This is a genomic window from Parahoeflea olei (genome assembly GCF_001703635.1).
GTDB lineage: Bacteria > Pseudomonadota > Alphaproteobacteria > Rhizobiales > Rhizobiaceae > Hoeflea > Hoeflea olei.
This window is the reverse complement of sequence record NZ_LQZT01000003.1, coordinates 79,034-106,032: the sequence shown is the minus strand read 5'-3', so window position 1 is coordinate 106,032 and position 26,999 is coordinate 79,034. Positions and strand designations below refer to the sequence as shown.

The 26,999-nt window shown below is 64.8% G+C and carries 27 protein-coding genes, 1 tRNA gene and 1 pseudogene; 21 read left to right on the top strand and 8 right to left on the bottom strand.

Annotation, left to right across the window (positions count from 1 at the left end; translation table 11 throughout):
• Positions 1-25 precede the first annotated feature (25 nt).
• The 10 genes and pseudogenes from AWJ14_RS04455 (at position 26) to AWJ14_RS04410 (ending at position 9,150) form a co-directional block, all read left to right on the top strand.
• Positions 26-816: pseudogene (locus tag AWJ14_RS04455) on the top strand (segregation and condensation protein A).
• Positions 813-1,571 carry an SMC-Scp complex subunit ScpB gene (scpB, locus tag AWJ14_RS04450; protein ID WP_083220005.1) on the top strand — a complete coding sequence of 253 codons (759 nt, stop codon included), beginning with the start codon at positions 813-815 and terminating at the stop codon, positions 1,569-1,571. Before AWJ14_RS04455 ends, scpB begins: the two are co-directional and overlap by 4 nt.
• Before the next feature lie 60 nt (positions 1,572-1,631).
• Positions 1,632-2,735: an ABC transporter ATP-binding protein gene (locus AWJ14_RS04445; protein WP_066175409.1), complete on the top strand. Its 1,104-nt coding sequence runs from the start codon at positions 1,632-1,634 to the stop codon at positions 2,733-2,735.
• Between the two features lie 30 nt (positions 2,736-2,765).
• Positions 2,766-2,966, top strand: coding sequence for a twin-arginine translocase TatA/TatE family subunit (locus tag AWJ14_RS04440; protein WP_066175407.1), 201 nt, complete (start codon positions 2,766-2,768; stop codon positions 2,964-2,966).
• Positions 2,967-3,007: 41 nt separating this feature from the next.
• Positions 3,008-3,715, top strand: coding sequence for a Sec-independent protein translocase protein TatB (gene tatB, locus AWJ14_RS22965; protein WP_066175405.1), 708 nt, complete (start codon positions 3,008-3,010; stop codon positions 3,713-3,715).
• Positions 3,712-4,533 carry a twin-arginine translocase subunit TatC gene (gene tatC, locus AWJ14_RS04430; protein ID WP_066175401.1) on the top strand — a complete coding sequence of 274 codons (822 nt, stop codon included), beginning with the start codon at positions 3,712-3,714 and terminating at the stop codon, positions 4,531-4,533. Before tatB ends, tatC begins: the two co-directional genes overlap by 4 nt.
• A gap of 87 nt (positions 4,534-4,620) precedes the next feature.
• The gene (gene serS / locus AWJ14_RS04425) at positions 4,621-5,904 is read left to right on the top strand and encodes a serine--tRNA ligase (protein ID WP_066175399.1); all 1,284 of its coding nucleotides are present in this window, start codon (positions 4,621-4,623) and stop codon (positions 5,902-5,904) included.
• Positions 5,905-5,931: 27 nt separating this feature from the next.
• Entirely contained in the window at positions 5,932-6,690 is a 759-nt protein-coding gene (gene surE, locus AWJ14_RS04420; protein WP_066175397.1) for a 5'/3'-nucleotidase SurE, read from the top strand.
• Between the two features lie 3 nt (positions 6,691-6,693).
• The gene (locus AWJ14_RS04415) at positions 6,694-7,347 is read left to right on the top strand and encodes a protein-L-isoaspartate(D-aspartate) O-methyltransferase (RefSeq protein WP_066175395.1); all 654 of its coding nucleotides are present in this window, start codon (positions 6,694-6,696) and stop codon (positions 7,345-7,347) included.
• Positions 7,348-7,596: 249 nt separating this feature from the next.
• Positions 7,597-9,150 (top strand): peptidoglycan DD-metalloendopeptidase family protein, encoded by a 1,554-nt coding sequence (locus AWJ14_RS04410; protein WP_245304127.1) that lies wholly within the window; start codon positions 7,597-7,599, stop codon positions 9,148-9,150.
• An 88-nt stretch (positions 9,151-9,238) separates the two neighbouring features.
• Here the strand turns inward: AWJ14_RS04410 and AWJ14_RS04405 are convergent, their stop codons facing one another.
• The gene (locus AWJ14_RS04405) at positions 9,239-10,108 is read right to left on the bottom strand and encodes an ATP-binding protein (RefSeq protein ID WP_066175563.1); all 870 of its coding nucleotides are present in this window, start codon (positions 10,106-10,108) and stop codon (positions 9,239-9,241) included.
• A gap of 302 nt (positions 10,109-10,410) precedes the next feature.
• Between AWJ14_RS04405 and yajC the strand changes: the two genes are divergently transcribed.
• The 6 genes from yajC (at position 10,411) to AWJ14_RS04375 (ending at position 16,218) form a co-directional block, all read left to right on the top strand.
• Entirely contained in the window at positions 10,411-10,737 is a 327-nt protein-coding gene (gene yajC / locus AWJ14_RS04400) for a preprotein translocase subunit YajC (RefSeq protein ID WP_066175391.1), read from the top strand.
• A gap of 92 nt (positions 10,738-10,829) precedes the next feature.
• On the top strand, positions 10,830-13,391 hold the full coding sequence (gene secDF, locus AWJ14_RS04395) for a protein translocase subunit SecDF (protein WP_066175389.1): 2,562 nt from the start codon (positions 10,830-10,832) through the stop codon (positions 13,389-13,391).
• A gap of 2 nt (positions 13,392-13,393) precedes the next feature.
• A complete protein-coding gene (locus tag AWJ14_RS04390) occupies positions 13,394-13,780 on the top strand; it encodes an Mth938-like domain-containing protein (protein ID WP_066175387.1) in 387 nt (128 codons plus the stop codon).
• 4 nt (positions 13,781-13,784) lie between these two features.
• The gene (locus tag AWJ14_RS04385) at positions 13,785-14,660 is read left to right on the top strand and encodes a phytoene/squalene synthase family protein (RefSeq protein ID WP_245304126.1); all 876 of its coding nucleotides are present in this window, start codon (positions 13,785-13,787) and stop codon (positions 14,658-14,660) included.
• A gap of 135 nt (positions 14,661-14,795) precedes the next feature.
• On the top strand, positions 14,796-15,254 hold the full coding sequence (locus AWJ14_RS04380) for a hypothetical protein (RefSeq protein WP_066175385.1): 459 nt from the start codon (positions 14,796-14,798) through the stop codon (positions 15,252-15,254).
• Complete coding sequence (locus tag AWJ14_RS04375; protein ID WP_066175383.1) at positions 15,247-16,218, top strand: sterol desaturase family protein; 972 nt, start codon at positions 15,247-15,249, stop codon at positions 16,216-16,218. Before AWJ14_RS04380 ends, AWJ14_RS04375 begins: the two co-directional genes overlap by 8 nt.
• A gap of 49 nt (positions 16,219-16,267) precedes the next feature.
• Here the strand turns inward: AWJ14_RS04375 and AWJ14_RS04370 are convergent, their stop codons facing one another.
• From AWJ14_RS04370 to AWJ14_RS04350, 5 genes are all read right to left on the bottom strand, one after another.
• A complete protein-coding gene (locus tag AWJ14_RS04370; RefSeq protein WP_066175382.1) occupies positions 16,268-16,903 on the bottom strand; it encodes a hypothetical protein in 636 nt (211 codons plus the stop codon).
• 96 nt (positions 16,904-16,999) lie between these two features.
• A complete protein-coding gene (gene trmFO, locus AWJ14_RS04365) occupies positions 17,000-18,442 on the bottom strand; it encodes a methylenetetrahydrofolate--tRNA-(uracil(54)-C(5))-methyltransferase (FADH(2)-oxidizing) TrmFO (protein WP_066175379.1) in 1,443 nt (480 codons plus the stop codon).
• Positions 18,443-18,555: 113 nt separating this feature from the next.
• Positions 18,556-18,702 (bottom strand): DUF1127 domain-containing protein, encoded by a 147-nt coding sequence (locus AWJ14_RS04360; RefSeq protein WP_066175378.1) that lies wholly within the window; start codon positions 18,700-18,702, stop codon positions 18,556-18,558.
• A 327-nt stretch (positions 18,703-19,029) separates the two neighbouring features.
• A complete protein-coding gene (locus tag AWJ14_RS04355; protein WP_066175376.1) occupies positions 19,030-19,173 on the bottom strand; it encodes a DUF1127 domain-containing protein in 144 nt (47 codons plus the stop codon).
• Between the two features lie 387 nt (positions 19,174-19,560).
• On the bottom strand, positions 19,561-19,701 hold the full coding sequence (locus AWJ14_RS04350) for a DUF1127 domain-containing protein (RefSeq protein WP_066175373.1): 141 nt from the start codon (positions 19,699-19,701) through the stop codon (positions 19,561-19,563).
• Positions 19,702-19,981: 280 nt separating this feature from the next.
• On the opposite strand from AWJ14_RS04350, the gene AWJ14_RS04345 reads away from it, so the two are divergent.
• The 5 genes from AWJ14_RS04345 to AWJ14_RS04325 all read left to right on the top strand — a co-directional run bounded on the left by AWJ14_RS04345 (position 19,982) and on the right by AWJ14_RS04325 (position 25,329).
• Positions 19,982-21,115, top strand: a complete 1,134-nt coding sequence (locus AWJ14_RS04345; protein WP_066175372.1) for a DUF2157 domain-containing protein — start codon at positions 19,982-19,984, stop codon at positions 21,113-21,115.
• Positions 21,112-21,714, top strand: coding sequence for a GDYXXLXY domain-containing protein (locus tag AWJ14_RS04340; RefSeq protein ID WP_066175369.1), 603 nt, complete (start codon positions 21,112-21,114; stop codon positions 21,712-21,714). Before AWJ14_RS04345 ends, AWJ14_RS04340 begins: the two co-directional genes overlap by 4 nt.
• Before the next feature lie 171 nt (positions 21,715-21,885).
• A tRNA-Leu gene (locus AWJ14_RS04335) sits at positions 21,886-21,970 on the top strand.
• A gap of 183 nt (positions 21,971-22,153) precedes the next feature.
• On the top strand, positions 22,154-23,575 hold the full coding sequence (gene tig / locus AWJ14_RS04330) for a trigger factor (RefSeq protein ID WP_066175558.1): 1,422 nt from the start codon (positions 22,154-22,156) through the stop codon (positions 23,573-23,575).
• Between the two features lie 185 nt (positions 23,576-23,760).
• Entirely contained in the window at positions 23,761-25,329 is a 1,569-nt protein-coding gene (locus AWJ14_RS04325; protein WP_066175367.1) for a cryptochrome/photolyase family protein, read from the top strand.
• On the opposite strand, the gene radC is transcribed toward AWJ14_RS04325, so the two are convergent.
• Both radC and map read right to left on the bottom strand, forming a co-directional pair.
• Positions 25,326-26,165 carry a RadC family protein gene (gene radC, locus AWJ14_RS04320; RefSeq protein ID WP_083220004.1) on the bottom strand — a complete coding sequence of 280 codons (840 nt, stop codon included), beginning with the start codon at positions 26,163-26,165 and terminating at the stop codon, positions 25,326-25,328. The two genes, AWJ14_RS04325 and radC, sit on opposite strands and share 4 nt — an antisense overlap.
• Complete coding sequence (gene map / locus AWJ14_RS04315) at positions 26,162-26,989, bottom strand: type I methionyl aminopeptidase (RefSeq protein WP_066175365.1); 828 nt, start codon at positions 26,987-26,989, stop codon at positions 26,162-26,164. The genes radC and map overlap by 4 nt, the downstream gene beginning before the upstream one ends.
• Between the last annotated feature and the right edge of the window lie 10 nt (positions 26,990-26,999).

Sequence of the window (26,999 nt, the reverse complement as noted above, 5' to 3'; positions counted from 1 at the left end):
CAGGGCGTCCCCGGCCAGGACGCCCATGGATGCGATGTGGGACGAGGTCAAGGCAGACAGGGCCATCAGCGACCCGTCGCTGGTCATCGACGTCGACGGTTTCGAAGGCCCGCTCGATCTCCTGCTGCATCTGGCGCGCACGCAGCGGGTGGATCTCGCGCGGATTTCGGTGCTGGCGCTGGCCGAACAGTATCTTGCCTTCGTCGAGAAGGCGCGGGCGCTGAGGCTGGAGCTTGCGGCCGACTATCTGGTGATGGCCGCCTGGCTCGCCTACCTCAAATCGCGCCTGCTGATCCCCAACAGCCCGCGCGGCGATGAGCCGAGCGGCGAGGAAATGGCGGCGCAACTGGCGTTTCGGCTCAAGCGCCTGGAAGCGATGCGCGAGGCGGCGACACGGCTGATCAACCGCAACCGGCTCGGCCGCGACGTGTTCGCGCGCGGCGAGCCCGAGCCGACCGTCACCGACAAGAGCCAGCAATTCGAGGCGACGTTTTGACCGCCTATGCGGCGCAACGGCAACGCCAGATGGTGACGCAGGTGACGATCACGCGCCGCCGGGTGTGGTCGCTTGCCGACGCCCGCGTGATCCTGACCCGGCTGATTGGCGAACTCAAGGACTGGATGGCGCTCGACCAGTATCTGATCCGCTACCTGTCCGATCCGGAAGAACGGGTTACCGCGATCGCGAGTTCGTTCGCCGCCAGTCTCGAACTGGTGCGGGAAGGCCGCCTTGAAATCCGTCAGGACGGCGTCTTCAAACCCATTTTCATGCGGCGTCCCGCACAGGCCTCCGCGACCGCGGGGAGCAGGCCATGAGCATGGACCCCGGTCCCGCAAGGCCGGTTGCCGATGGCGGATATGACCGCCAGACGGAGGACAACAAGATGACCACCGAGGCGCTCGAAACGCTTCAGGACCGTGCGCTGCAGGACGCCGAGCGCATTGCCGAGGCGTTGATCTTCGCCTCGAGCGCGCCGGTCGCGGAGAACCTGATCGTCAGCAAGTTGCCGAAGGGCGTGCCGGTTGGGCGGGTGATGCAGCGGCTGTCGCAGAGCTACGCCCATCGCGGCGTCAATCTGGTGCGGGTCGGCGACGCCTGGGCATTCCGCACCGCCGCCGATCTCGGCTTCCTGATTAGGAATGAAGAAAACGAGGTCAAGAAACTCTCGCGCGCCGGGCTCGAGGTGCTGGCGACGATTGCCTATCACCAGCCGGTGACGCGTGCCGAAATCGAGGATGTGCGCGGCGTGGCGACGTCGAAGGGCACGCTCGACGTGCTTCTCGAAACCGGTTGGGTGCGCATGCGCGGCCGGCGCCGTTCGCCGGGGCGTCCGGTCACCTACGGAACCACCCAGGCCTTTCTCGATCATTTCGGGCTCGAGGAACTCAGAGACCTGCCGGGGATGGACGAACTCAAGGGCGCGGGGCTGCTTTCGGGGCGGGTGCCGTCCAACTTCCAGGCGCCGGTGCTGCCTGCCAATGACGAGCTGACCGAGGACGAGGATCCGATCACCCAGTTGGATCTTGAGGAACTGGGACTCTTGACACCGATGGGTGAAGCAGAGGACTAAGCCCCGTGGTGCCGGCCCGGACCGGCACTACGCAACAGGCTGGAAGCGGGGATCCCCGAGGTGAGACAACAACTCAATGCCGCCAATGCACGCCGGACGGCAGGCGTGACATTCGCCGCGCGGCTGGCGTTCGAGGATGTGCGCCATTGCTATGGTGAGCAGGAAACGCTGTGCGGCGTGACGCTGTCGGCGGAGCCGGGCGAGGTGTTGTGCCTGCTCGGCCCGTCCGGATCGGGCAAGACCACGCTTCTGCGCATTGCCGCCGGAATCGAGCCGCTTCGCAGCGGCAGGCTGTTGCTCAACGACCGCGAAATCGCGGGGCCCACGGTGAACCTGCCGCCGGAGCGGCGCGGCATTGGCCTGATGTTCCAGGATTTTGCGCTGTTTCCGCATCTGACCATTCTCGACAATGTCCGCTTCGGGCTGACCGCGCTTTCTGCCGCCGACGCGCGCAGCGAGGCCCTGGCGGCGCTCGAGCGGGTGGGCATGGTGCATTATGCCGACAACTATCCGCATGCGCTGTCGGGCGGCGAGCAGCAGCGTGTGGCGCTGGCGCGCGCGCTCGCGCCGCGGCCGGCGGTGCTGTTGATGGACGAACCGTTCTCGGGACTCGATTCCCGGCTCAAGGACAGCGTGCGTGCGGAAACGCTGGCGATCCTGCGCGAGGCGCGGGCCACCGCCGTGGTGGTCACCCATGATGCCGAGGAGGCCATGCGCATGGGCGACCGAATCGCGCTCCTGCGCAACGGTGCGCTCGAACAGGTGGGCACCGCCGAGGATCTCTATCATCGTCCCGTCAATCTGTTTGCTGCTGGTTTTTTCTCCGAAATCAACGTCTTCGACGGTTTTGTTTCGGGCGGGAAGGCACAAACGCCGGTCGGCCCCGTCGACGCCCCGGGCTTTTCCGATGGCGCGGAAGTCTCGGTTGCCATAAGGCTGCCGGGGATCGAGGTTACGGAAACACCGTGCGGCGTATCGGCCCGCGTGGTTGCCCGCCGGTTCCTCGGAATGGAAGAATTGGTCACGCTTGCCGTCGCCGGAGGCGAAAGGCCCATTGACGCCCGCATCCGCGCCGGTCATTTAAGGACAGGCGTCCGCGATGTTTCCGTCACCGTCAATGAACGTGACATTTTGGTGTTTGAAAGAAACGGACACACACCCTAAATCAGGGTAGGCTGCATACAGGAGAGTATCATGGGTTCACTGAGTATTTGGCATTGGATTATCGTTCTGGTCGTCGTGCTGCTGTTGTTCGGCCGCGGCAAGATTCCGGAATTGATGGGCGACGTTGCCAAGGGCATCAAGAGCTTCAAGAAGGGCATGGGGGAAGACGAACCCACTCCCGAAACGAAGACTGTTGAAAACAAGGCGGAAAACGCCAAGGATCACGGCTGATACCCATTCCCCGTTGCCCTGACGGGTGAGGAGACGCCTTCATGTTCGACATCGGTTGGCCAGAGCTTCTGGTCGTCGCCATCGTGCTGATCATCGTGGTCGGTCCAAAAGACCTGCCGCCCATGCTTCGCGCCTTCGGGCGGACCACCAAGAAACTCCGCGGCATGGCCAACGAGTTTCGCGGCCAGTTCGACGAGGCCTTGCGCGAGGCGGAGCTCGATGACGTCAAGAAATCGCTTGACGACGCCCGCAAGCTCAACCCGATGCAGGCCATCCGCGACGCGGTGAACCCGCTCAAGGATTCGGCGAAATCGATCCGGTCGGATATCGAGAAATCGGTCAATACGCCGGCGGCGACGCCGGCCGCGCCGCCGCCGGTGGCGGCGCCAAAGCCCGAAATCCCGGACGCGACGATGAAGCTTCCCGACAGCCCGCCCGATGTGAAGCCGGCCGCAGCTTCCGGCGTTGCAGCGCCCGCGTCCTCTCCCGCAGGCGCTGTGGAGCCCGCCGCCAAGGCGAAGAAGCCGGCAGCGGCCAAACCCGCAACAAAGCCCGCCGCGGCCAAGGCTGCAACGGCGGCAAAGCCTGCCGACAAGCCCAAGGCTGCGGCTGCGAAAACCCCGTCGGCCCCGGCCGGCTCGGGGAGGTCCGCAGCGGAGAAGCCGGCAAAGCCCGCGGCTGCAAAGCCGGCCGCGCGCGCCGCAAAGCCCCGGCAGGGCAAACCCAAGCAGGGTGAGGACAAGGCGTGAGCGACGAGATCGAAGACAAGCCGCAGCCGCTGCTTGCGCATCTGATGGAGCTGCGCAACCGGCTGATGTGGGCGGTGGGTGCGTTCTTCCTGGCGTTCCTGTTCTGCTTCGCCTTCGCCAAGCAGCTGTTCAACCTGCTGGTCATTCCCTTCACCTGGGCGGTGCAGTGGGCCGGGCTCGACCACCGCAAGATCGAGCTGATCTACACCGCGCCGCAGGAATTCTTCTTCACCCAGATCAAGATCGCCATGTTCGGCGGGCTGGTGATCGCCTTTCCGATGATCGCCGCCCAGATCTACAAATTCGTGGCGCCGGGGCTCTACAAGAACGAGCGCAGCGCGTTCCTGCCGTTCCTGGTGGCCTCGCCGATCCTGTTCCTGATGGGCGGGGCGCTGGTCTATTTCTTCTTCACCCCGATGGTGATGTGGTTCTTCCTGTCGATGGAGCAGTCGGGCGGATCGGGCGAAGCCTCGATCATGCTTCTGCCCAAGGTATCGGAATATCTCGGGCTGATCATGACGCTGATCTTCGCGTTCGGGCTGGTGTTCCAGCTGCCGGTGGTGACGACGCTGCTTGCGCGGGTCGGGCTGGTGACCAGCGAAGGCCTCAAGGACAAGCGCAAATATGCCATTGTCGCGGCTTTCATCGCCGCCGCGATCCTGACGCCGCCGGATCCGGTTTCCCAGATCGGGCTTGCGCTGCCAACCATCATTCTTTACGAGATTGCCATCTATTGCGCCCGACTCGTGGAGCGTCAGCGCGCTCAGAGAGAGGCCCTGGCGGAAGCTGGCGACCCGTCGTCGTCGGGCTCTGCCTGATCCCCATCCGACGCCTGCGCTCCCGCGAGACAGCAGCGCCGCGTGCGGTCGCGGCGCGGGCTTTGCATTCGAATAGCGGAACCTGACATGCTTGACATCAAGTGGATACGAGACAATCCCGCAGCTCTTGACGCAGCGCTGGCCAAACGGGGTGCTGCGCCGCAGGCACAGACCCTGATCGAGCTTGACGAAGCGCGCCGCAGCCATGTGGGCGCGCTTCAGGCGCTTCAGGAGCGGCGCAACCTGGCCTCCAAGGATATCGGCAAGGCAATGGCCGCCAAGGACCAGGAGAAGGCGGAGGCCCTCAAGGCCGAGGTCGCCACCCTCAAGGACGAACTCCAGGCGGGCGAAGCCAGGGAGCGCGAACTCGACGAGGCGCTCAAATATGCGCTCTCCGTGCTGCCCAACATTCCGCTCGACGAGGTGCCGGTCGGCGCTGACGAAGGCGGCAATGTCGAATTGCGCAAGGTCGGCGACAAGCCGGCTTTCGACTTCAAGCCGAAGGAACATTACGAACTCGGCGAAGCGTTGGGGATGATGGATTTCGAACGTGCCGCCAAGATGTCGGGCGCGCGCTTCACGATCCTCACCGGAGCGCTGGCGCGGCTCGAGCGCGCGCTCGGCCAGTTCATGCTCGACCTGCACACGGCCGAGCATGGCTACACGGAAGTCAATCCGCCGCTGATGGTCAATGACGGGGCGGCCTATGGCACCGACAAGCTGCCGAAATTCGGCGACGACCTGTTCCGCACCACCGACGGTCGTTGGCTGATCCCGACCGCGGAAGTGCCGCTGACCTATCTCGCCGCGGGCGAGATCCTGTCCGAGGACGAATTGCCCCGTCGCTATGTCGCCCAGACCGCCTGTTTCCGCTCGGAAGCCGGGTCGGCCGGTCGCGACACGCGCGGCATGCTGCGCCAGCACCAGTTCATCAAGGTGGAGCTGGTGTCCGTGACCACGCCGGACACGTCGCTCGACGAGCATGAACGCATGACCGCGAGCGCGGAAAACGTGCTCAAGCGGCTCGGACTGCCGTTCCGCACGGTGGTGCTGTGCACCGGCGACATGGGCTTTGGCGCGCAGAAGACCTACGACATCGAGGTCTGGCTGCCGGGGCAGGATACCTATCGCGAGATTTCCTCCTGCTCGGTCTGCGGCGATTTCCAGGCGCGGCGGATGAATGCGCGCTGCCGCAAGCCCGGCGACAAGGCCACGCGCTTCGTCCACACGCTGAACGGTTCGGGCGTGGCTGTCGGTCGCGCGCTGATCGCGGTGATGGAGAATTACCAGAACGCCGACGGTTCGATCACCGTGCCCGAGGCGCTCAGGCCCTATATGGGCGGTCTGACGAAGATCGAGAAAGCAATTTAACGGCGTCATATTTCGAAGGAACAGGCAATGCGCATACTCATCACCAACGACGACGGCATCCACGCCGAGGGACTTGAGGTGCTTGAGCGCATCGCCCGCACCCTGTCCGACGACGTCTGGATCGTCGCGCCGGAGACCGACCAGAGCGGTCTTGCGCATTCGCTGACGCTGTCCGAGCCGCTGCGGCTGCGCAAGGTGCGCGACCAGGTTTACGCGTTGCGCGGCACGCCCACCGACTGCGTGATCATGGCGGTCCGGCAGCTGATGGACAAGGCGCCCGACCTGGTGCTGTCCGGGGTCAATGCCGGACAGAACGTGGCCGACGACGTCACCTATTCGGGCACGGTCGCCGGCGCCATGGAAGGCACGCTTCTCGGCGTGCGCTCGATTGCGCTGAGCCAGGCCCACAATTCGGGCGAGGGGCGGATTATCCCCTGGGGGGTGGCCGAAACCCTGGCGCCGAAGCTTCTGGAAAAGCTCATTGCCGTCGACCTGCCGGCCGGCACGCTGCTCAATGTCAATTTCCCGAGCTGCGAGGTCGACGAGGTGCAGGGCGTGATCGTCACTGACCAGGGACAGATGACGCACGGGCTTTCGATCGAAGAGCGCCGCGACGGCCGCGGGTTTCCCTATTTCTGGCTGAAATTCGGCAGACGCAATTTCTCCTCCGAAGCCAACAGCGATATCAAGGCGATCTCCAAGGGCTATATCTCGGTCACGCCGCTCAAGCTCGATCTGACCAATCACGCGGTTCAGGAGAAGCTGGCCGCAGCCCTGGAAGACTGACGCATGGATGTGCGGCTCCTGGAGAAGGAAGGGTTTGCCGGCCTGTTCATGCGCCTGCGCGCCGAAGGCTTGGCCGACAAGCCGCTGCTGGCCGCGCTCGAACAGACGCCGCGCACCCTTTTCGTCTCCGCCGCCCATGCCGATGCGGCCTATCAGGACCGTTTGCTGCCGATCGATTGCGGCGGCTTTGCCGAAAGCGCCGACCTCGTGGCGCGGCTCCTGTCGCTTTTGTCGCTGGAGCCGGGACAGCGCTTCCTCGATGTCGGCACCGGCAGCGGGTTCCTCGCCGCGGTGGCTGCGCGCATGGTCGAGCGGGTGGTGACCGTCGACCGCTACAAGACCCTGGTGCAGCTCGCGCAACAGCGCTTTGCGCATCTCGGGATTGGCAATGTCATCGCCCGCCAGGCCGACGGTCTCAAGGGCATGAGCGGGGAGGGCGCCTTCGACCGCATCATTGCAACCTGTGCTTTCGACAGCATGCCGCGCGCCTTTGTCGAACAGCTCGCCTCGGGTGGCGTGATGCTGGCGCCGATCCTGGCGGAAGACGGGAGGGCGCGGATGGCGCGCCTGACAAAGATCGGCAGCCGGTTCGAGCGCGAAGACCTGTTCGAGGTGCCTTACCGGCCCTTTATCCCGGGCCTGGCCGCGGCCCTGTGACGACGTGCGCGGGGGCCGGCGACCCGTAAAAATGCAGACAAACGCGCCGTTTTAACTGAAGAGTAACACTAACGCGCTTTAATCATCGCACTAGGTATTGCGTGGATTGGGTGTGTTATGCGTCTCAGAAAGACTGTCGTTCCAGGTGCATCGGTGAGCCGCTTGCTCGGTGTCGCCCTTCTGGCCGGGTCCGCTGCAGCTTGCAGCTCGGATGCGACCCGCTTCGGTTACCGCAACACGGATCAGTTGTTGACGGCTTCGGTGCCTGCGCCGTCCGCCTCTCGGCTCGCCCCGCTTGCCGATATCGGTGGCTCCGGCGGATTGCCCGCACAGAACGGCGGCTATCCGGCGGCGCCCGGTTCCGTCTCCCAGGCCTATCCCGGTGATTATCGCTCGGCTTCGGTTCCCGCCTATGATCCGACCGCGACCGGGTCGGTGCCGGGTTCCGCGGCACGTGCCTCGGCATCTTCGTCAGGCCTGATCAACAGCGGCTCGAACAGCCAGCCGGTGGTGGCGCGTCAGGCGCTTGCGGCGCCGCAGCCGGCACTCGCCGCGCCCAGCACGCCGCGCCGGCAGGGCGATGTCGCGCAGGCCCCGCAGCAGCCGTTCCCGGAACGGCCCGCCCGTCCGGCGGCCGGCGTCGAGGCCAAGCCAGCCTATGCCGCCAACGCGCCCGCGATCACGCCCGATCCGATCGTGACCGGCACCGCATCGCAGGGCAATGGCTGGACCACGGCCGGGGCGACCCGGATCACGCTCGGCGAAGGCGAGACCATCTACAATCTCTCCAAGCGCTACGGCGTGCCGGCGAACGAAATCATGAAGGCCAACGGCATTGACGATGCCTCGCGGGTGTCGGCGGGCCGGCAGTTGCTGATCCCGGTCTATGTCTATTCGCGCCAGGCGCCGGTCTCGGCTCCCGACAACAACCCGATGACGCGGTCTTCGAGGTCCGGCACCGGTCTGCTCGGCGAAGCCAAGCAGGATCAACTGCCCGTGCCCGCACCCGCGCCGCGCCAGGATGTGGCGGTTCTGCCCACGGTGCCGTCGCCGCGCAATCCGCGGACCGACAACGCGTCGCCGCAGGCGCTGACCGCCAATGCGGACAATGCCGCCCCGAAGGGCTCCGCCGAAGGCACCTATACCGTCAAGAGCGGCGACACGCTGACCAGGATCGCCAACCAGCACGGGGTGAGCGTCGACGCGCTCAAGGCGGTCAATTCGCTGTCGAACACGAATATCCGCATCGGCCAGACGCTTACCATTCCGGCTGCCGGCGCCCCGGCCGTGGACCGCACGACCAGGACCGCGTCGGTTCCTGCGGCCGAGCAGCCCAAGCCCTATACGCCGCCCGCGAGCGCCAAGACCGACAGCGTCGCCGCCAAGGCCAAGTCAGAAACCGCCTCGATCGCGCCCGCATCCACCGGCATCGACAAGTTCCGCTGGCCGGCGCGGGGGCAGGTGATCACCGGCTTCGCCAAGACCGAGAACGGCAAGCGCAACGATGGCATCGACATTTCGCTGCCGACAGGCACGCCGATCAAGGCCGCGGAAAACGGCGTTGTGATCTACTCCGGCGATGGCCTGCAGGAATACGGCAAGACCGTGCTCTTGCGCCATGACGACGGGCTGGTCACGGTCTACGCCCACGCCGAAAGCCTCAATGTGTCGCGCGGCGACAAGGTGGTGCGTGGCCAGGTGATCGCCAGCTCCGGCATGACCGGCATCGCCAAGACCCCGCGGCTGCATTTCGAAGTCCGCAAGAACGCGACCCCGGTCGATCCGGCCAAGTATCTCGAATAACGCCCCTCCAGGCGAAAGCGGAAAGAGGCCGGTGCGTTGAGCCCCGGCCTCTTTTCGTTGTGGCTGTCCTGTCGCGTCGGCGTGGCGTTCAGATCGCCTTGCCGTGGCGGCCGGCAACGTCCTGGATGAACTGCCAGGCGACGCGACCGGAGCGCGCGCCGCGGGTGGTCGCCCATTCGAGCGCTTCGGCCCGGAGCGCTTCGGGCGCAATCTCGAGCCCGAAATGCGCGGCATAGCCCGACACCATGTCGAGATACTCGTCCTGGGAGCATTTGTGGAAGCCGAGCCAAAGGCCGAACCGGTCCGAGAGCGAGACTTTCTCCTCGACCGCCTCGGCCGGGTTGATGGCGGTGGAGCGCTCGTTCTCGATCATGTCGCGGGGCAGGAGATGGCGGCGGTTGGAGGTGGCGTAGAGCAGCACATTGTCCGGCCGGCCCTCGATGCCGCCGTCGAGCGCGGCTTTGAGCGACTTGTAGGCGGTGTCGTCGTGATCGAATGACAGGTCGTCGCAAAACAGCAGGAACCGCGCGGGCTCGGGCCGCAGCAGCGCCATCAGTGCGGGCAGGGTGTTGATGTCCTCGCGGTGGATCTCGACGAGCTTGAGCGGTGCGGGAAAGGCCGGATCGCCCGCCAGCGTCGCATGCACCGCCTTGACCAGCGACGACTTGCCCATGCCGCGCGCGCCCCACAGCAGTACATTGTTGGCGGCAAGGCCGCTGGCAAAGCGACGGGTGTTGTCGACCAGGATGTCGCGGACATGATCGACACCCTTGATCAGGCCGATCTCCACCCGGTTCGGCTTGGCCACGGGCGCCAGATGCCGGGTTTCGGCCTCCCACACGAAGCAGTCGGCGGCGCTGACGTCATTGCGGGCGGCAGGTGCGGGCGTGAGCATTTCGACCGCCTTGGCGAGGCGGGCGAGTTCAGCGAGAATCTGTCGGGCTGTATCGTCTTGCATGGGATGATCCGTTTTGGCGGGAGTCCGCGAGGTCTTGCTTCCGGGCGCCGGCGCCGCGAAAAAGCGCCCCTGCCGCCCGCATGGAATCGGCGCATGCCCCGGCAATGCGGCCGTCTGGCGCGAGCGGAACATGCAGCCACGGCGGTAGCACGGCATATTGACGCGGAAAAGCGGTATTGTGCCGTAAATCGCGAGGATGCGCGGCATGTTTGCGTTGCAATCGGCTATCTTGCCACTATATTCCGCTCGACTGTCGGGGAGCCCTCCCAGGCTCTCCCAAGCTTATCCTCAAGGAGTTTTTCATGTTCGTGACCCCGGCTTATGCCCAGACCGCTGTTGGCGGCGGCGGCGAGATTTTGATGTCGATCCTGCCTTTCCTCTTGATCTTCGTCATCATGTACCTGCTGATCATCCGGCCGCAGCGCGCACAGATGAAAAAGCGCGAGGAAATGCTCAAGAACGTCCGCCGTGGCGACCAGATCATCACCGGCGGCGGCATCGTCGCCAAGGTGACCAAGGTGGTCGACGACAACGAGCTGGAAGTCGAGATCGCGGATGGCGTCAAGGTGCGCACGATGCGCAGCCTGATCGCGGATGTCCGCGTCAAGGGCGAGCCTGCCAAGGAATAGCCTCAAATGACGGACAGGGACTTTCCCTGTCCGTCCTGTTCCGCCGTGTAATGCCCACCCCTATTCGTCCTTGAGGATGAGCCGAGAGCGCCATGCTTTATTTCTCCCGTTGGAAAACAACCCTTATCTGGCTTGCGGTTCTCGCCGGCGTCGTCTTCGCCTTCCCGAACCTTCTCAGCCAGCAGCAGGTGCAGAACCTGCCGGAATGGGCGCCCTCCAAGAAGCTGACGCTCGGCCTCGATCTGCAGGGCGGTTCCTACATGCTGCTGCAGGTGGACCGCCAGGACATCATCAAGGACAGGCTCAACACCACCGTCGATGATGTGCGGCGGCTGCTGCGCGACGCCGGTATCGGCTATACGGGGCTTTCGGGCACCGGCCAGATGGTGCAGGTGCGCATTCGCGACGATGCCCGCGTGGAAGAGGCCAAGGAAGCGCTCAAGGAGCTCACGCAGCCGGTGAATTCCGGCCTGTTCGGCGGCGGAACCGTCGCCGAAGCGACCATCGAGGAGCCGCAACCCGGCCAGCTTCGCATCCTCCTGACCGACCAGGGCATTACCTACCGGGTGTCCTCGGCGGTGGCGCAGTCGATCGAGGTGGTGCGCAAGCGCATCGATGAACTCGGCACCACCGAGCCGGTGATCCAGCGCCAGGGCGCAGACCGCATCCTGGTTCAGGTTCCCGGTCTGTCCGATCCCGAACGGCTCAAGAACCTGCTCAACCAGACCGCCAAGCTCACCTTCCGGATGGTCGATACCTCGATGCCGGTGCAGGAGGCGATCGAAGGCCGTCCGCCGGCAGGGTCGGAAGTGCTCTATTCGACCGACGATCCGCCGGTTCCCTATCTCGTGCAGCGTGCGGTTCTGGTCTCGGGTGAAAACCTGGTCGATGCCCAGGCCGGCTACGACCAGCGCACCAACGAGCCAATCGTCAGTTTCCGCTTCGATTCCAAGGGCGGCCAGCGCTTCGGCCAGGCGACCACCAAGAATGTCGGACTGCCCTTTGCCATCGTGCTCGACGACCAGGTGGTGTCGGCGCCGGTGATCCGCGAGCCGATCCTGGGCGGCACCGGGCAGATCTCGGGCAATTTTGACGTCCAGAGCGCCAACGATCTGGCGATCCTGCTGCGCGCCGGCGCGCTGCCGGCCACGCTCACCGTGCGCACGGTGGGCCCGGGCCTGGGGGCCGACTCGGTCGCCGCCGGCGAAATCGCCGGCATGATCGGCGCGGCCCTGGTGCTGGTCTTCATGTTCGTGGCCTACGGCATGCTCGGCTTTCTCGCCAACCTGGCACTGATTGCCAACGTGGTGATGATCATCGCCATCCTGACCCTGCTCGGGGCGACGCTGACATTGCCCGGCATTGCCGGCATCGTGCTGACCGTCGGCATGGCGGTCGATTCCAACGTGCTGATCTACGAACGAATCCGCGAGGAGCACCGATCCGGGCGATCGCTGATCCAGGCGATCGATGCGGGCTTCAGCAAGGCCTTCTCCACCATTCTCGATGCCAACATCACCACGCTGATCGCGGCTGTCATCCTGTTCTATCTTGGCACCGGGCCGGTGCGGGGCTTCGCCGTGACGCTTGCCGTGGGTATCGCCACCACCGTCTTCACCGCCTTCACCTTCACGCGCTGGCTGGTGGCGGAATGGGTGCGGCGGCGCCGTCCCAAGGCCATGCCCAAGGGTGCGCTGGATGCGATCATCCGCGATTTCACGTTCCGCTTCATGAAGATCCGGCGCTTCACGTTCCTGTTGTCGGCGGCGGCTTCGCTCGCCTCGATGGCGCTGTTCGCCACGATCAACATGAACTACGGCATCGATTTCAAGGGCGGATCGATGATCGAGGTGCAGGCCAAGAGCGGCGATGCCGATGTCGGCGATATCCGAGCGCGGCTCTCCGAACTCAATCTCGGCGACATCCAGGCGCAGGAATTCGGCTCGCCACGTGAGGTGCTGATCCGGGTCCAGGCCCAGGGCGGCGGCGAGAACGCCGAACAGACGGTCATCACCCTGGTGCGTGCCGAACTCGAAAGCGACTACGATATCCGCCGCGTGGAAGTGGTAGGTCCGACGGTTTCGGGCGAACTGGCGCAGGCGGGCACGATCGCCGTGATCGCCTCGCTGCTCGCGATTCTGGTCTATATCTGGTTCCGGTTCGAGTGGCAGTTCGCGCTCGGCTCGATCATCGCCACGGTGCACGACGTGGTGCTGACCATCGGCATCTTTGTGGTCACCGGGATCGAGTTCAACCTGTCGAGTATCGCGGCGGTGCTGACGATCGTCGGCTATTCGCTCAACGACACCGTGGTGGTCTACGACCGTGTCCGCGAAAACCTGCGGCGCTACAAGAAGATGCCGCTGCCGGCGCTGCTCGACCTCTCGATCAACCAGATGCTGCCGCGCACCATCCTGACATCGCTGACAACGCTTCTGGCGCTGCTCGCCCTGTTCGTGTTCGGCGGCGAAGTGATCCGGTCCTTCACCTTCGCCATGATCTTCGGCGTCGTCGTCGGCACCTATTCGTCGATCTTCATCGCCGCGCCGGTGCTGATCCTGTTCAAGCTCAGGTCGGATACCTTCCGCTCGGAGAAGGACGAGGAGACCGAAGAGGAAACCGCTCCGGGCGGCGCGTCCAAGAGCACGGCCTGAGAATGGCACGGGGCATCGAGATCCGCGAGGCGCATTTCCCTGGCCGTGCGCCGATCGAGGCCTATGGAAATGGCGGGTTCCGGTTTGCGGACATGTCGCACCGGGGCTCGATCCTCTGCCTGCCGTCCGGCATTTACGGCTGGGACGTGACCGGGGACACGCCGCTCGAGGCGAGCCTGTTCGACAAGGTGCTGCGGGAAACGGGAGAGATCGAATTCCTGCTGGTCGGAACCGGACTGTCGATCCGGCCGCTGCCGGGCGATCTCAGGACCGCGCTGCGCGCGGCCCATGTTTCGTCCGATCCGATGAGCACCGGGGCCGCGGTCCGGACCTACAACGTGATGCTGGCCGAATCGCGGGCGGTCGCCGCCGCGCTCGTCGCAGTCTGATCCCGTGAGCGCCGCCGAACCACCGCCTGCGCTCGCGCCGGAGGAACGTGCCGGGCTGCTCGCCCGGTTGCGCGCCGCCGATCTCGACCGCTATCTGGCGCTGCTGCTGATGCCGGAGCACGCCCGCGACGATCTTCTGGCGCTGATGCTGTTCAATGCCGAGATCGCCTCGGTCCGCGACAGGGTGCGCGAACCGCTGCCGGGCGAAATCCGGCTGCAATGGTGGCGCGACGTGCTTGCGGGGGAACGTGCCGGGGAGGCCGAGGCCAATCCCGTGGCCCGCCTGATCCTCGACGTGATCGCGCGCCGGCACTTGCCGCGGGCGCCGCTTTTGGCGATGTGCGAGGCGCGGATCTTCGATCTCTACGACGACCCGATGCCCGACCGCGACGGCTATGAAGGCTATGCCGGCGAAACCGCCGCGACGGTGCTGCACATGTCCGCGCTGATCCTCGATTCCGCAGTGGCTGCCGGGGCTGGCACCGCCAGCGGCCATGCCGGGGTCGCGCAGGCGGTGGCGGGACATCTGCTGATGTTGCCGATCACCCAGGCGCGCGGACAGGTTTTCCTGCCCGCCGACCTGCTGGCAGCCACCGGGCTCGACCGCGATTCGTTCCTGGCGGGCGACAACCGGCCGGCGATCGGCACCGCTGTGCGGGCTTTTTCCAGCTACGGGCGGGAGCATCTGACCAAGGCCAAGCCGGCGATTGCGGCGCTGAGCGACAGCGTCTTCCCGGCCTATCTGCCGGTGTCGCTGGTCGAGCCGGTGCTTGCGCGCGCTGAAAGGCTGGGGGCTGACAGCCTGTCCGGCTCGCTCAATCCGGCGCAATGGCGCCGGCAATGGCGGCTTCTGCGCAGTGCCCGGCGCGGCCGGCTCTAACTTCTCGCGCCTTGCTTCGAGGTTCGGTCGCCGGGCGTGGGGTGCCGGCGGCCCCGGCTTGCACAACCCATAGCCGCGCGGCATAGTCTGCGCCAGTGACGCAACCCGTAGCCGCGTCACTATCGGAGGATGTGGATGAGTATCGGCGTTTTGGTTGTTCTGGTCACGTTCGGCGTGCTGGTCGTGGTTGCTGCGGTCCATTACAGCGGCGGATCCAAGCAGGTCGATACGCGCGATCCGGGTGAAGCGATCATGGAATTCGCGCGCGCCTATCCCGATGAAGCGATTCGCTCGGTGACCATGACCATGGATGGCAAGGCCTGCTTCCTGCGGCTCGCGGACGGCAAGGTGGGCTTCCTGCAGGCGATGGGGCATCACTTCATCGCCCGGCTGATCATGCCCGGTTCGGTGGCGGTCAAGCCGCTCGAGGACGAGCCGGGCCTGGAGGTGACGTTTCACGATTCCACCCTCAAGGGCGGAAACTATGTGTTCCTGAACAGGGAGGAGGCGGCCGAGGTGTCGCTGTGGCTGTGCGGCAGTTTCGTGCTGGCAAGCCCGAAATTCGATGGGCCCGGAGGAGGGGACCATGCCTGATCTCAAGGATTTTCCGGATGTCACACAGCTGGCGATTCCGTTCTTCGTGATCGCGATTCTCTTGGAACTGTTCGTCATCCGCGTGCTCAAGGGCCGCGGCGACTACGAGACCCGCGACACGGCCACCTCGCTGATGATGGGTGTGGGCAATGTGGTCTCGGGCTTGCTGCTCGGGTTTGTCGCCTTTGGCGTGCTGATATGGGCCTGGGACTACCGGATCCATGATTTCGGCACCTCCTGGTGGGCGGTGGCGCTGTGCTTCATTCTCGATGACCTGCGCTATTACTGGTATCACCGGATCGCGCATCGCTGCCGCTGGGTCTGGGCGGAGCACGTCAACCACCACTCCTCGCAGCACTACAACCTGTCGACCGCGCTCCGGCAAAGCTGGACCAGCACCTTTACCGGCATGTTCATCCTGCGCATTCCGCTGGCGCTGATCGGGTTTCATCCGGTGCTGCTTCTGTTCGTGGGCGGGCTCAACCTGGTCTACCAGTTCTGGATCCACACCGAGGCGATCGGGCGGATGTGGAAACCGATCGAGGCGATCTTCAACACGCCGTCGCACCACCGCGCGCATCATGCCACCAATCCGCGCTATCTCGACTGCAATTATGCCGGCACGCTGATCATCTGGGATCGCATGTTCGGCAGCTTCGTGCCCGAGCGCGACGAGGACATGCCGCGTTACGGCATCGTCAAGAACATCGGCAGCTTCAACCCGCTCAAGGTGGCGTTTCACGAATGGGTCGACATGTTCCGCGATGCGTTTCAGCCGGGGCTGAGCTTGCGCCAGAGACTGGCCTATCTGTTCGCGCCGCCGGGCTGGAGCCATGACGGTTCGCGCAAGGGGTCGGCGCAGCTGAAGGCGGACTATGTGGCAAGACACCCCGATCAGGCGGGCACCCCCGGGCTTCCGGGTCTTGCTCCGTCAGCCTTTCCGCGCACGGTCGCGGCGGAATAGACCGAGATAATATGAGGGACGGGCGGCGGCCCTTGCCGCCAGCCGCTGATCAGCCTTCGGGATTGGGCAGGCGTTCTTCCGGAGCCGGTTCGGCTGTCTGCTCGACCACGACATTCTCTGCACCGGGATCGTAGATCAACCGGGTTTTCCAGGCAAAGTCCGTATCGGGGAGGACCCAGTATTCGGCGTGGACAGGCATACCGATCATGTGGAGCGTGTATTTGGCTGTGTAATGATGGACCGTGCGGCCATCGAGATCGAGGCCATGGGTGCAGGTGATGTTCCGGGCGTCCTGCGCCTGCGTCTCGAGGCCGCGGCGGGCTTCGTTGAGGTCCGTTGCGGAAAAGGCCTGCTCCAGCACCCAGCTCTCGCCATTGTCGGGCGTGGTGTAGAACCCGCCCTCGGTATACAGCGCAACCGGGGCGCCGTCCTCATTCAGGCTCAAATGCCGTTCGCCGTCGGTGAGGACGAAGGTGGCCATGGCCGGGCTGCCGGGCATTTTGGTAAGGATCCGGCTTTTGACCGGTGTCTTGAGCGGAAACTTGCCCGGATACTCGCTCTTGATTAGGGTGCGCACGGCGTCCGCGCAATTGGGCTCCGCCCGGGCCGGTCCGGCCATGGCGGTCGCAACAGCGGCGAGCCCGATCAGGGCGAAGGCAAAGCCGCGATCCCGAACGGGTGTCATGCGATGATCGAGGCGCGTTGACTGTGCGCACCCGCCAGCCGCGCCGCTTGGGGCGCTCGACCTTGCGAGGGGCGCAAATATTGCCCGGCGGAACGGCTATTCGGCGGCATCGGCGGTGCCGGGCTGGCCGAGCCAGGCCGCAAAATCCCCGAGCGCGCGGCGGGCCAGCGCCTGCTTCTTGGCTTTCGCCTTGTCCTTGCCGCGGAACCGGCCTCCACCTTCCGGGCGCTGGATGGCGCCGGGATCGAGCGGTGGAAACAGGCCGAAATTGACATTCATCGGCTGGAACGAGCGCTTGCCGGGTTCGTCGTCGCTCAGGATATGGCCGCCGGTGATGTGGTTGAGCAGCGCACCGAAGGCGGTGGTCGCAGGCGGAGGCGCGAGCGGCTCGCCCAGCTGCTCTGCTGCAGCGAAGCGACCGGCGAGCAAGCCCATGGCGGCACTTTCGACATAGCCTTCGCAGCCGGTGATCTGGCCGGCGAACCGGAGGCCGGGGCGCCCGCGCAGCTGGAGCGTGCTGTCGAGCAGCCGCGGCGAATTGAGATAGGTGTTGCGGTGCAGTCCGCCGAGACGCGCGAATTCGGCGTTCTCGAGGCCGGGAATCAGCCGGAAGATCTCGCCTTGTGCGCCGTATTTCAGCTTGGTCTGGAATCCGACCATGTTGTAGAGCGTGCCGAGTGCGTTGTCCTGGCGCAACTGCACCACCGCATAGGGTTTGACGTCCGGCTGGTGGGCATTGGTGAGCCCCATCGGCTTCATCGGTCCGTGGCGCAGCGTCTCGCGGCCGCGCTCGGCCATGATCTCGATCGGCAGGCAGCCATCGAAATAGGGCGTTCCTTCCCATTCCTTGAAGCCGGTGGTGTCGCCCGCAATGAGCGCGTCGACAAAGGCTTCGTACTGCGCCTTGTCCATCGGGCAGTTGATGTAGTCCTTGCCGGTGCCGCCAGGGCCGACCTTGTCGTAGCGCGACTGGAACCAGCACACCGACATGTCGATCGAATCGGTGTGGATGATCGGGGCGATGGCGTCGAAAAAGGCTAGCGCGTCCTGCCCGGTCTCGGCGCTGATCGCGTCCGCGAGCGCCGGTGCGGTGAGCGGGCCGGTGGCGATGATGCTCTGGCCCCATGCGGCCGGCGGCAGGCCGGTCACTTCCTCGCGCGCGACGGTGATCAGCGGCTCGGCCTCGATCGCCGCGGTCACGGCCTGCGAAAAGCCGTCGCGGTCGACCGCCAGCGCGCCGCCCGCCGGCACCTGGTTCTTGTCGGCGCAGGCCATGATCAGCGAGCCCGCCAGGCGCATTTCCGCATGGATCACGCCGACGGCGTTGTTTTCCGCGTCGTCGGAGCGGAACGAGTTGGAGCAGACCAGTTCGGCGAGCCCGTCGGTCTTGTGGGCATCGGTGCCGCGCACCGGCCGCATCTCGTGCAGGATCACGGGAACGCCGCGCCGGCCGATCTGCCAGGCGGCTTCGGAGCCTGCGAGACCGCCGCCGACGACATGGACGGGGGAGGAAGACGGGGGAGGGCTAAGCTTGGTCATGGCGCCCGTTTATCACGGAGGCGGGCCCGGCTCAAAGGCGTTTGTGGCTGATCCGCACAAACGAAAACGGCGTCCGAGCGGACGCCGTTGCGAACGGGCAAGAACGATGTCGTTTAGCGGGTGCGAAGGCCGCGAGCCACGTTGTCGATGTCGAAACGGGTCAGGCCGATGTCGGCGAGGGTTTCGTTGGACAGGTTGGCGAGTTCATGCGCGGTCTGGCGGGTTTTCATCCAGGTGCGGGCGCGGTGGAAAATGTTCATGATGTGCTCCTCGGTTTTGGGGCGCCGGCTCACTGCCGGTGTTTTGATCTTTGGAATGCCCTAGATATAGGCGATTGCTGACGATTTGTGCAGAGCAATATTTTCACGTCAGGCATGCGTGCCCGGTATGGCTGGTTAACCGCCCGTGCAGTTCCTGGTGGTGCCGAAATTTGAGGCAGTTGCGGGCCTGAAACGGACCCGGGAAAAAAGCCCTGACAAACCCGGCGCTTGGCCGGGCAAGGGGTATCCCCACAAACAGAAACAGCGCCCTGTCGCCAGGGCGCCGTTTGAACAAGCCGGTTAATGCCGGGTTGTGAATTCCTGCCTTCAGTGTCCGGGACGGCGGGCCACGAAGGGGATGTCGCCGCGGGAAATGCCCAGGTCGTTCAGTTCGCGTTCGGACATGCGGGACAGTTCGTTGACCGTGTTGCGATAGTCGCGCCAGTCTTTGTAGGCCTTACGGATGTTCATGGTTCGATCCTTTCGATTGTGGCTGCCTCGGCAGCTCCGTTTTGTTGACTTGAATATAGGCAATCTGCGCAAATTTGTGCAGAGCAAAATTACGCAAAGGAGCCATGCGTAAACTGCAACGCATCTTAACAAACCCTTGTTTTTCAAGGCTAAGGCGCGCGTGTGCACTGCAGGGGGGGCTGGGGTCGGCTGCAGGCGGTGGCGGGTGCGGGATCAGGAGGGAACGGCAGGCGGACAAGAGCGACTGGCCAAAAAATAACGCCCACCGGGGGAGGAGGATCCGGTGGGCGCCATTTTGGGAGACTGACGCTCGGGAGGAGGATGAACGTCAGTCACATCGAAGCGGCTTTGGGAGGAGGAGGAGGCCGCTCCGAATTCTTGAAACTCTTACAAGGCGCGTCGTGCGGCGAATGGAATATCGCCCCGGGACATGCCGATGTCGCTCAACTCGCGTTCAGAGAGCCTGTTGAGCTCGACGCATGTTTCGCGGTACTTACGCCAGCTCGAAAAGGAGCGGATCAGCTTCATGGTCTATCTCCTTCGTTCCGCTGTCTCCGGCGCGCCACCGTGGCGTTCCGATGAGGTGAATATAGTCAGGTTAAACCGATTTGTGCAGTGCAATAAACTCATGGAAGCTATACCGTAAATGCATGGCTAAATCGTTTCGTGTGCTGTTTTGCCTCATGGCTATGCAGACTCGCCATAATTCGGGAGCAGGCTGCCGTTTCTTCGCGCAACGCGGACCGTTGTGCGTTTCGGCGATTGATGTAGGTTCCGGGCGGAAGAGTGCAATGAGGGAAATTGCCGCATGTTGAGACGATACCTGGCGCGCGAGATCGAAGTGTGGACGCGCAGCGGGCTTTTGCAGCCCGGACAAGGCGAGGTGCTGCTGGCCGATCACGACCGCCGCCACTCCGGCTTCAGCCTGTCCGGTGTGCTTGCGGTTCTGGCGGCCGTGCTGTTCGGCGCTGCGGTGGTGGCCTTGGTGGCCGCCAACTGGGAAGGCATTCCGCGGGTGATGCGGGTCGCGGGCCTGCTCGCGCTGATTGCCGCGGGCCTCGGCCTTGCTGCGGCGGCGCTGCGCCGCGGGGCGGCCTGGGTGGCCGAGGCGGCGCTGGTGTTCGCGCTTCTGTGCTACGGCGCGGGCCTCGCCCTGATCGGGCAGATGTACCATATCAGCGGTGACGCGACCGCATTCACACTGACCTGGGCCGTTGGCGCCCTGGTGGTGGCGCTCTCGTTTTCGTCCGCACTGGCCTCGGCGGGCGCGGGTGCTTTGGTGCTTGGCTACATGGCCAGCGAAGCGGATGTGTTTTCGGGCATCTCCGGCAGTTTCGCGAATGTCGGAGCCTATGCGACCGCGCTGGCGCTGATCCTCGCGACGGCCTTCGCCGCCTGGCGCGCGCGCTCCGCCCTTGCCGGACATTTGAGCGCGATTGCGTTCGTAGGCTGGACGTTGTGGGTGATCGACGACACCACGACGCTCGATCCGGGCTATGTCCTGGCGGCGCTCGGTGCGGCGGCCTTTGCGCTGGGCTCCTTCGCGCCCGCATCCGTGGCGGGCGTCATTCCCCGTCACGGCGCACTCTCGGGCTATGGCGCGGTGATGCTGCTGGTGGGGCTCGCCATGGTGCAGGCTTCGCTGATCGCCCCGGCATCGCTGATCGGCTCGGGGCTTGTCACGGAGATGGCGATGGCCGCCCTGATCCTGGTGGCGAGCGTGGTGGTGCTGGCCGTGGCCGGCGGCGAAAACCGGCTGGCGCGTCGCTTCGCCTATTTCGCCTTCACCTGCGAGACGATCTATGTCGTGGGCGAAACGCTCGGCTCGTTGCTCGGCAGCTCCGGCTTCCTGTTCCTGGGCGGCCTCCTGCTCGCGCTCATCGCCTTTGCGGTGATGAAGATCGAAAAAAGGTTCAAGAAGACGCGGGAGGCAAGCGCATGAGCGGCTTTGCAGACACTCTCAGGCGCAGGCCCAATCCCTACATCGCCGCGGCGATTTCGGCTGTCGTGCTGATCGGAAGCCTGGCGCAGGCGATCGAGCACCGGGCGTCGATCCTGCGGGACGGCCGTGAAATCCTGCTCAGAACCGAGCCGATCGATCCGCGCGACCTGATGCGGGGCGATTACGTGCGGCTGGGTTATGCCGACGTCTCGTCGGTGAGCGATGACATGGTCACCGGCAGTTGGCCGTCCACGGAAACTGTTCAGCCCGTCTGGCTGACGCTGGCAGCGGACGGGGACGGCATCTTCACCGCGCGCTCGGCAAGCTTCACGCGGCCCGAGAACGTCGCCGCCGACGAGGTCGTTCTCAAATCGCTGCCGGTGCGGGTGCGGGCGGCCTCGGGCCTGCGGTATTCGATTCCGCAGCTCGATTTCGGCATCGAGCGCTATTACGTGCCCGAAGGCGAGGGGCTGGAGATCGAAAAGGCGCAGAACCAGGGGCGGACCACCGTGGCGGTGCGGGTCTCGGCCGAAGGCGAGCCGCAGATCGCGCGGCTGATGATCGATGGCGAGACGCTTTATAATGAGCCCCTCTACTGAGAATCCCGGGCGCTCCGCAGAAGCCGGGCGCCCCGAACCCGGCTTTGGGCGGGAAGCCGGGCAAAAACCCGCGGCATTCAGGTCATTTTTGCTTTGATCGCCGCCAAACGGGTGATATAGAGCGACCGCGTTCAGGGTCGCCTTGCGCGAGCGGTGTTTTGCGACCCTAGAGCGGGTATGGTGAAATTGGTAGACACGCCAGATTTAGGTTCTGGTGCCGCAAGGCGTGGGAGTTCAAGTCTCTCTACCCGCACCAGATTAGCGTCCGTTCCGGCTGCCGCTCGGCGCCGGATGTGCGGACGGACACCAAGGGGGCGGTCTGCCGGAGGATCCGGTTTGACGGCTCAATTTGAAGAATGCCACAGGCGACGCCGGATAACCGGCCCAGTCGCGGGGCCAACCCGAACGGTCGCAGTCGCGAGGAAATGAAGGTTTGAACATGCAGGTTACCGAAACGCTTGCCGAAGGGCTGAAGCGCGAATTGAAGGTTGTGGTCCCCGCTGCGGACATGAATTCGCAGATGAACGAGAAGCTTGCCGAAGCCAAGGGCAAGATGCGGCTCAACGGCTTTCGCCCGGGCAAGGTGCCGATTTCGCACCTCAAGAAGGTCTACGGCAAGTCGATCATGGCCCAGCTCGTCAACGAGATGATCCAGGAAAAGCCGACGGCGATCCTGTCCGAGCGTGGTGAACGTGCTGCGACGCAGCCCGAGATCGCCATGACCGAGGACGAGAAGGAAGCCGACGAGATCCTCAACGGCAATGCCGACTTCGAATTCACCATGTCCTATGAAGTGATTCCGGCCTTCGACGTGGCCGACATGTCGAGCTTCAAGGTCGTGCGCGAAGTCATCGACGTTCCGGCCGAAGAAGTCGAGGAGCAGGTCCTGCGCGTGGCCGAAAACAGCCGCACCTACGAGCCCAAGGACGGCAAGGCCGCCGACGGCGACAAGGTGACGATCGATTACCTCGGCAAGCTCGAGGGCGAGCCCTTCGAAGGCGGCGCCGACCAGGACGCCGAACTGGTGATCGGCTCGAACCGCTTCATCCCGGGCTTCGAAGAGCAGCTCGTGGGCCTGAAGGCCGGCGACGAGAAGGTGATCACCGTCACGTTCCCGGCCGAGTACCAGGCCGCGCACCTCGCCGGCAAGGAAGCCACCTTCGACATCACGGTGAAGGCGGTTGCCGCTCCCGGCGAACTCGAGATCAATGACGAACTCGCCAAGACGCTGGGCCTCGAATCGGCTGACAAGCTGCGCGAGATCGTGCGCTCGCAGATCGAAAGCCAGTATGGTCAGGTGACCCGCCAGAAGCTGAAGCGGCAGATCCTCGACCAGCTCGACGAAGCCCACAAGTTCGACACGCCGTCCAAGCTGGTCGACGCCGAATTCGAAAGCATCTGGCGCCAGATCAACCAGGAACTTTCCGACAACGGCAAGACCTTCGAGGACGAGGACACCACCGAGGAAGCGGCCCGCGAGGAATACCGCAAGCTCGCCGAGCGCCGCGTGCGCCTCGGTCTGGTGCTGTCGAAGATCGGCGAAGAGGCCAATGTCCAGGTTTCCGACGAGGAACTGCAGCGCGCGCTGTTCGATCAGGTGCGCAAGTTCCCCGGCCAGGAACAGCAGATCTATGAATATTTCCAGAAGACCCCGGGTGCTGTGGCTTCGCTGCGCGCTCCGATCTTTGAAGAAAAGACCATCGATCACATGCTGACCGTCATCGACGTGACGGACAAGACCGTGACCAAGGAAGAACTGCTGGCCGACGACGAGGCAGAGGCTGCCGAAAAGCCGGCGCCGAAGAAGAAGGCTCCGGCCAAGAAGAAGGCCGCCAAGAAGGATGACGCAGCGTCCGAATAAGACGCGCCAGCCACTTTGGCATCATCAACGAGCGCCGGGGCGAGAGATCGCCCCGGCGTTTTTCGTTTCGGTGCGCTCGCGAATGCCAGTCCGCGCTCCGGGGCGATCCATGCGGCGCGCTGCGGCGTAAGACGGGCGGGTGCCTGGAGCTTTGCTGCCTGAATGCGCATCTTGGGAGGAGGATCATGGCCGAGCAGACATGCCTGCGTTTCGTGCTCGGCGACCAGTTGTCGCGCGATCTGTCGAGCCTTGCCGACGCCGTGCCGGGGCGCGACGTGATCTTCATGGCCGAGGTGATGGCGGAAGCCACCTCCGTGCGCCATCACAAGAAGAAGATCGCCTTCCTGTTTTCGGCGATGCGGCATTTTGCCGAGGAGCTGCGCGCCGAGGGTTTCGAGGTCGACTATCTTGCGCTCGATGCCGACGGCAATCCGGGATCCTTCGGCGCCGCGCTGGCCGAGGCCGTTTCCCGCACTGGCGCGAGCCGCGTGGTGATGACCGAGCCGTCGGAACTCCGGGTGCTCGATGCCGCCCGCTCGTGGCGGGAGGAACTGGCGGCAGATCTCGAGATTCGCGCCGACTCGCGCTTTCTGGCGAGCCACGAGGATTTCGTGAGCTGGGCGGTCGATGACCGTGGCGCGCAGCCGAAATCGCTCAGGATGGAGTATTTCTATCGCGAGATGCGCCGGCGCACCGGCTATCTGATGGTGGACGGCGAGCCCGAGGGAGGGCAGTGGAATTTTGATTCCCAGAACCGCAAGCCCCTGGCTGGGGACGTGAAAATTCCCGAGCGGCCACGGTATCCGCCGGACGCAGTGACGAAAGAGGTTCTCGAACTGGTGGGTGATCGGTTCGCCACCCATTTCGGCGATCTCGATCCGTTCGATCACCCGGTCACGCGCGCCGATGCGAAAGATTATCTCGACTGGTTCATCGCCAAGGCGCTGCCCGGCTTCGGCGACTGGCAGGACGCGATGAAAGAGGGCGAGCCGCTGTTGTTTCACAGCCACCTGTCGGCGCTGATCAATTGCGGGCTCCTCGATCCGCGCGAATGCTGCGACGCGGCGGTCAAGGCCCATGCGGCGGGCAGGGCGCCGCTCAACGCGGTCGAGGGGTTCGTCCGCCAGATCATCGGCTGGCGCGAATTCATCCGCGGCGTCTACTGGCTGAAAATGCCGGATTACGCGCACGCCAACGCGCTTGAGGCCACGCGCCCGCTGCCCGGCTTCTTCTGGACCGGCGAAACGCGCATGAACTGCTTGCACCAGGCGATCTCCGAGACCAAGGCGCATGCCTATGCGCATCACATCCAGCGGCTGATGGTGCTCGGCAATTTCTGCCTGCTTGCAGGCATAGATCCGGCCGAGGTCCAGGAATGGTTCCTGGTGGTCTATCACGACGCCTATGAATGGGTGGAAATGCCCAATGTGGTGGGCATGGCGCTCTATGCCGATGGCGGCTTTCTCGCGTCCAAGCCCTATGCCGCCTCGGGCGCCTATATCGACCGGATGAGCGATTACTGCGCTGGCTGCCGGTTCGATGTGAAGAAGAAGGCCGGCGAAGAGGCCTGTCCGTTCAATTATCTCTACTGGGATTTCCTCATGCGCAACGAACGGCAGCTCAGGCAGAATCACCGCATGGGCGTGATCATGGGGTCGCTCGGCAAGATGACGCCGGACCGAATCGAAGAGATCAAGGCCGACTCGGCGCGCTTTCTCGACAGCGCCGAGATGGCCGGATGGAGCGGGACCTAGATCAGCTTGAGCCCCTTGAGGCTCGCATGGCCGTCCTTGCCGATGATGATGTGATCGTGAACGGTGATGCCGAGCGGACGGGCGGTGTCGACGATCAGCTTGGTCATCTCGATGTCGGCGCGCGAGGGGGTCGGGTCGCCGGACGGGTGATTGTGGACCAGAATGAGGGCGGTGGCGGAGAGTTCGAGCGCCCGCTTGACCACTTCGCGCGGATAGACCGGCGTATGGTCGACCGTGCCGGTCTGCTGCACCTCGTCGGCGATCAGTGCGTTCTTCTTGTCGAGAAACAGCACCCGGAACTGCTCGCGTGTTTCGAAAGCCATGGCGGCGCGGCAATAGTCGATCACGGACGACCAGGAGGCCAGCACCTGCCGGCCCTTGAGATCGCCCTTGAGCATGCGGTGGGCGACCGCGGCGACGAGCTTCAGATCGGTGGCGACGCTGTCGCCCACGCCCTTGACCTCGGTCAGCAGATGCGCCGGCGCGCCAAGCACTTCGGTCAGGGAGCCGAAGCGCGCCAGCAGCGCCTTGGCGATCGGTTTGGTGTCGCGGCGCGGGATCAGCCGGAACAGCAGGAGTTCCAGCAGTTCGTAATCGGCGAGCGCCCGGTCGCCGCCCTCGCGGAACCGCAGGCGCAGCCGGTCGCGGTGGCCGTGGTAATGCTCTTCGCCACCCGACCCGAGCGGGGAGCGTGCCGCCAGCCCCTGGCCCTTGCCGGGCTGGGTTTCGGCGAAGAAGGCGCGCTCGTCACCGGGCGCGAAATCCTGGCCTTCGTCATGCAGGCCGCCGCCGCCGGGATGCTCGTCCGTCCGAACCGGGCCGCGGCGTGATGTCATGCCGGCAGGCCTGGCCGGTCGAGCCCCGCCGGCGACAGGGTGAAGATCTCGCAGCCGTCCTCAGTCACGCCGACCGTGTGCTCATATTGCGCGGTCAGCGAGCGGTCGCGGGTGACCGCGGTCCAGCCGTCGGAGAGGACTTTGACATGCGGGCGGCCGAGATTGATCATCGGCTCGATGGTGAAGATCATGCCCGGGCGCATTTCCGGCCCTTCGTCGGCGCGGCCGTAATGCAGGATGTTGGGCGCGTCGTGGAACAGCTGGCCCACGCCATGGCCGCAGAAATCGCGCACCACGGAACAGCGTTCCGCTTCGGCATAGGTCTGGATCGCCTGGCCGATGGCGCCGGTGCGGGCACCGGGCTTGACGGCGGCGATGCCGAGCATCAGCGAATTGTGGGTGATTTCGAGCAGGCGTTCGGCGGCGCGCTTGATCTGGCCCACCGGGTACATGCGGCTCGAATCGCCGTGCCAGCCGTCGACCACATAGGTCACGTCGATATTGACGATGTCGCCTTCGCGCAGCGGCTTGTCGTTGGGGATGCCGTGGCACACCACATGGTTGATCGAGGTGCAGGTGGACTTGGTATAGCCGCGATAATTCAGCGTCGCGGGGAGCGCGTTGTTGTCCATGCCGAATTCGTAGACGAACCGGTCGATCTCGTTGGTGGTCACGCCCGGCGCGACCATGGCCGCCAGCTCGTCAAGGCAGCGGGCGGTGATGTGGCTTGCCTTGCGCATGCCTTCAAAGCCGTCCGGGCCATAAAGCCGGATCTGGCCGGTGTTCTTCAACGGAGCCGAAGCGGCGTCGACATAGGTGATCATGGCAGGCTCG

Excerpts from the sequence above, each read along its gene's own strand:
- AWJ14_RS04350 (WP_066175373.1), bottom strand. The coding sequence starts at position 19,701 with ATGAAGCTGATCCGCTCCTTTTCGAGCTGGCGTAAGTACCGCGAAACA.
- AWJ14_RS04345 (WP_066175372.1), top strand. The coding sequence starts at position 19,982 with ATGTTGAGACGATACCTGGCGCGCGAGATCGAAGTGTGGACGCGCAGC.
- AWJ14_RS04360 (WP_066175378.1), bottom strand. The coding sequence starts at position 18,702 with ATGAACATTTTCCACCGCGCCCGCACCTGGATGAAAACCCGCCAGACC.
- AWJ14_RS04380 (WP_066175385.1), top strand. The coding sequence starts at position 14,796 with ATGAGTATCGGCGTTTTGGTTGTTCTGGTCACGTTCGGCGTGCTGGTC.
- map (WP_066175365.1), bottom strand. The coding sequence starts at position 26,989 with ATGATCACCTATGTCGACGCCGCTTCGGCTCCGTTGAAGAACACCGGC.
- AWJ14_RS04440 (WP_066175407.1), top strand. The coding sequence starts at position 2,766 with ATGGGTTCACTGAGTATTTGGCATTGGATTATCGTTCTGGTCGTCGTG.
- radC (WP_083220004.1), bottom strand. The coding sequence starts at position 26,165 with ATGACATCACGCCGCGGCCCGGTTCGGACGGACGAGCATCCCGGCGGC.
- yajC (WP_066175391.1), top strand. The coding sequence starts at position 10,411 with ATGTTCGTGACCCCGGCTTATGCCCAGACCGCTGTTGGCGGCGGCGGC.
- AWJ14_RS04415 (WP_066175395.1), top strand. The coding sequence starts at position 6,694 with ATGGATGTGCGGCTCCTGGAGAAGGAAGGGTTTGCCGGCCTGTTCATG.
- AWJ14_RS04355 (WP_066175376.1), bottom strand. The coding sequence starts at position 19,173 with ATGAACATCCGTAAGGCCTACAAAGACTGGCGCGACTATCGCAACACG.
- surE (WP_066175397.1), top strand. The coding sequence starts at position 5,932 with ATGCGCATACTCATCACCAACGACGACGGCATCCACGCCGAGGGACTT.
- tig (WP_066175558.1), top strand. The coding sequence starts at position 22,154 with ATGCAGGTTACCGAAACGCTTGCCGAAGGGCTGAAGCGCGAATTGAAG.
- secDF (WP_066175389.1), top strand. The coding sequence starts at position 10,830 with ATGCTTTATTTCTCCCGTTGGAAAACAACCCTTATCTGGCTTGCGGTT.
- AWJ14_RS04390 (WP_066175387.1), top strand. The coding sequence starts at position 13,394 with ATGGCACGGGGCATCGAGATCCGCGAGGCGCATTTCCCTGGCCGTGCG.
- AWJ14_RS04325 (WP_066175367.1), top strand. The coding sequence starts at position 23,761 with ATGGCCGAGCAGACATGCCTGCGTTTCGTGCTCGGCGACCAGTTGTCG.
- scpB (WP_083220005.1), top strand. The coding sequence starts at position 813 with ATGAGCATGGACCCCGGTCCCGCAAGGCCGGTTGCCGATGGCGGATAT.
- trmFO (WP_066175379.1), bottom strand. The coding sequence starts at position 18,442 with ATGACCAAGCTTAGCCCTCCCCCGTCTTCCTCCCCCGTCCATGTCGTC.
- tatB (WP_066175405.1), top strand. The coding sequence starts at position 3,008 with ATGTTCGACATCGGTTGGCCAGAGCTTCTGGTCGTCGCCATCGTGCTG.
- AWJ14_RS04375 (WP_066175383.1), top strand. The coding sequence starts at position 15,247 with ATGCCTGATCTCAAGGATTTTCCGGATGTCACACAGCTGGCGATTCCG.
- AWJ14_RS04405 (WP_066175563.1), bottom strand. The coding sequence starts at position 10,108 with ATGCAAGACGATACAGCCCGACAGATTCTCGCTGAACTCGCCCGCCTC.
- AWJ14_RS04340 (WP_066175369.1), top strand. The coding sequence starts at position 21,112 with ATGAGCGGCTTTGCAGACACTCTCAGGCGCAGGCCCAATCCCTACATC.
- serS (WP_066175399.1), top strand. The coding sequence starts at position 4,621 with ATGCTTGACATCAAGTGGATACGAGACAATCCCGCAGCTCTTGACGCA.
- AWJ14_RS04370 (WP_066175382.1), bottom strand. The coding sequence starts at position 16,903 with ATGACACCCGTTCGGGATCGCGGCTTTGCCTTCGCCCTGATCGGGCTC.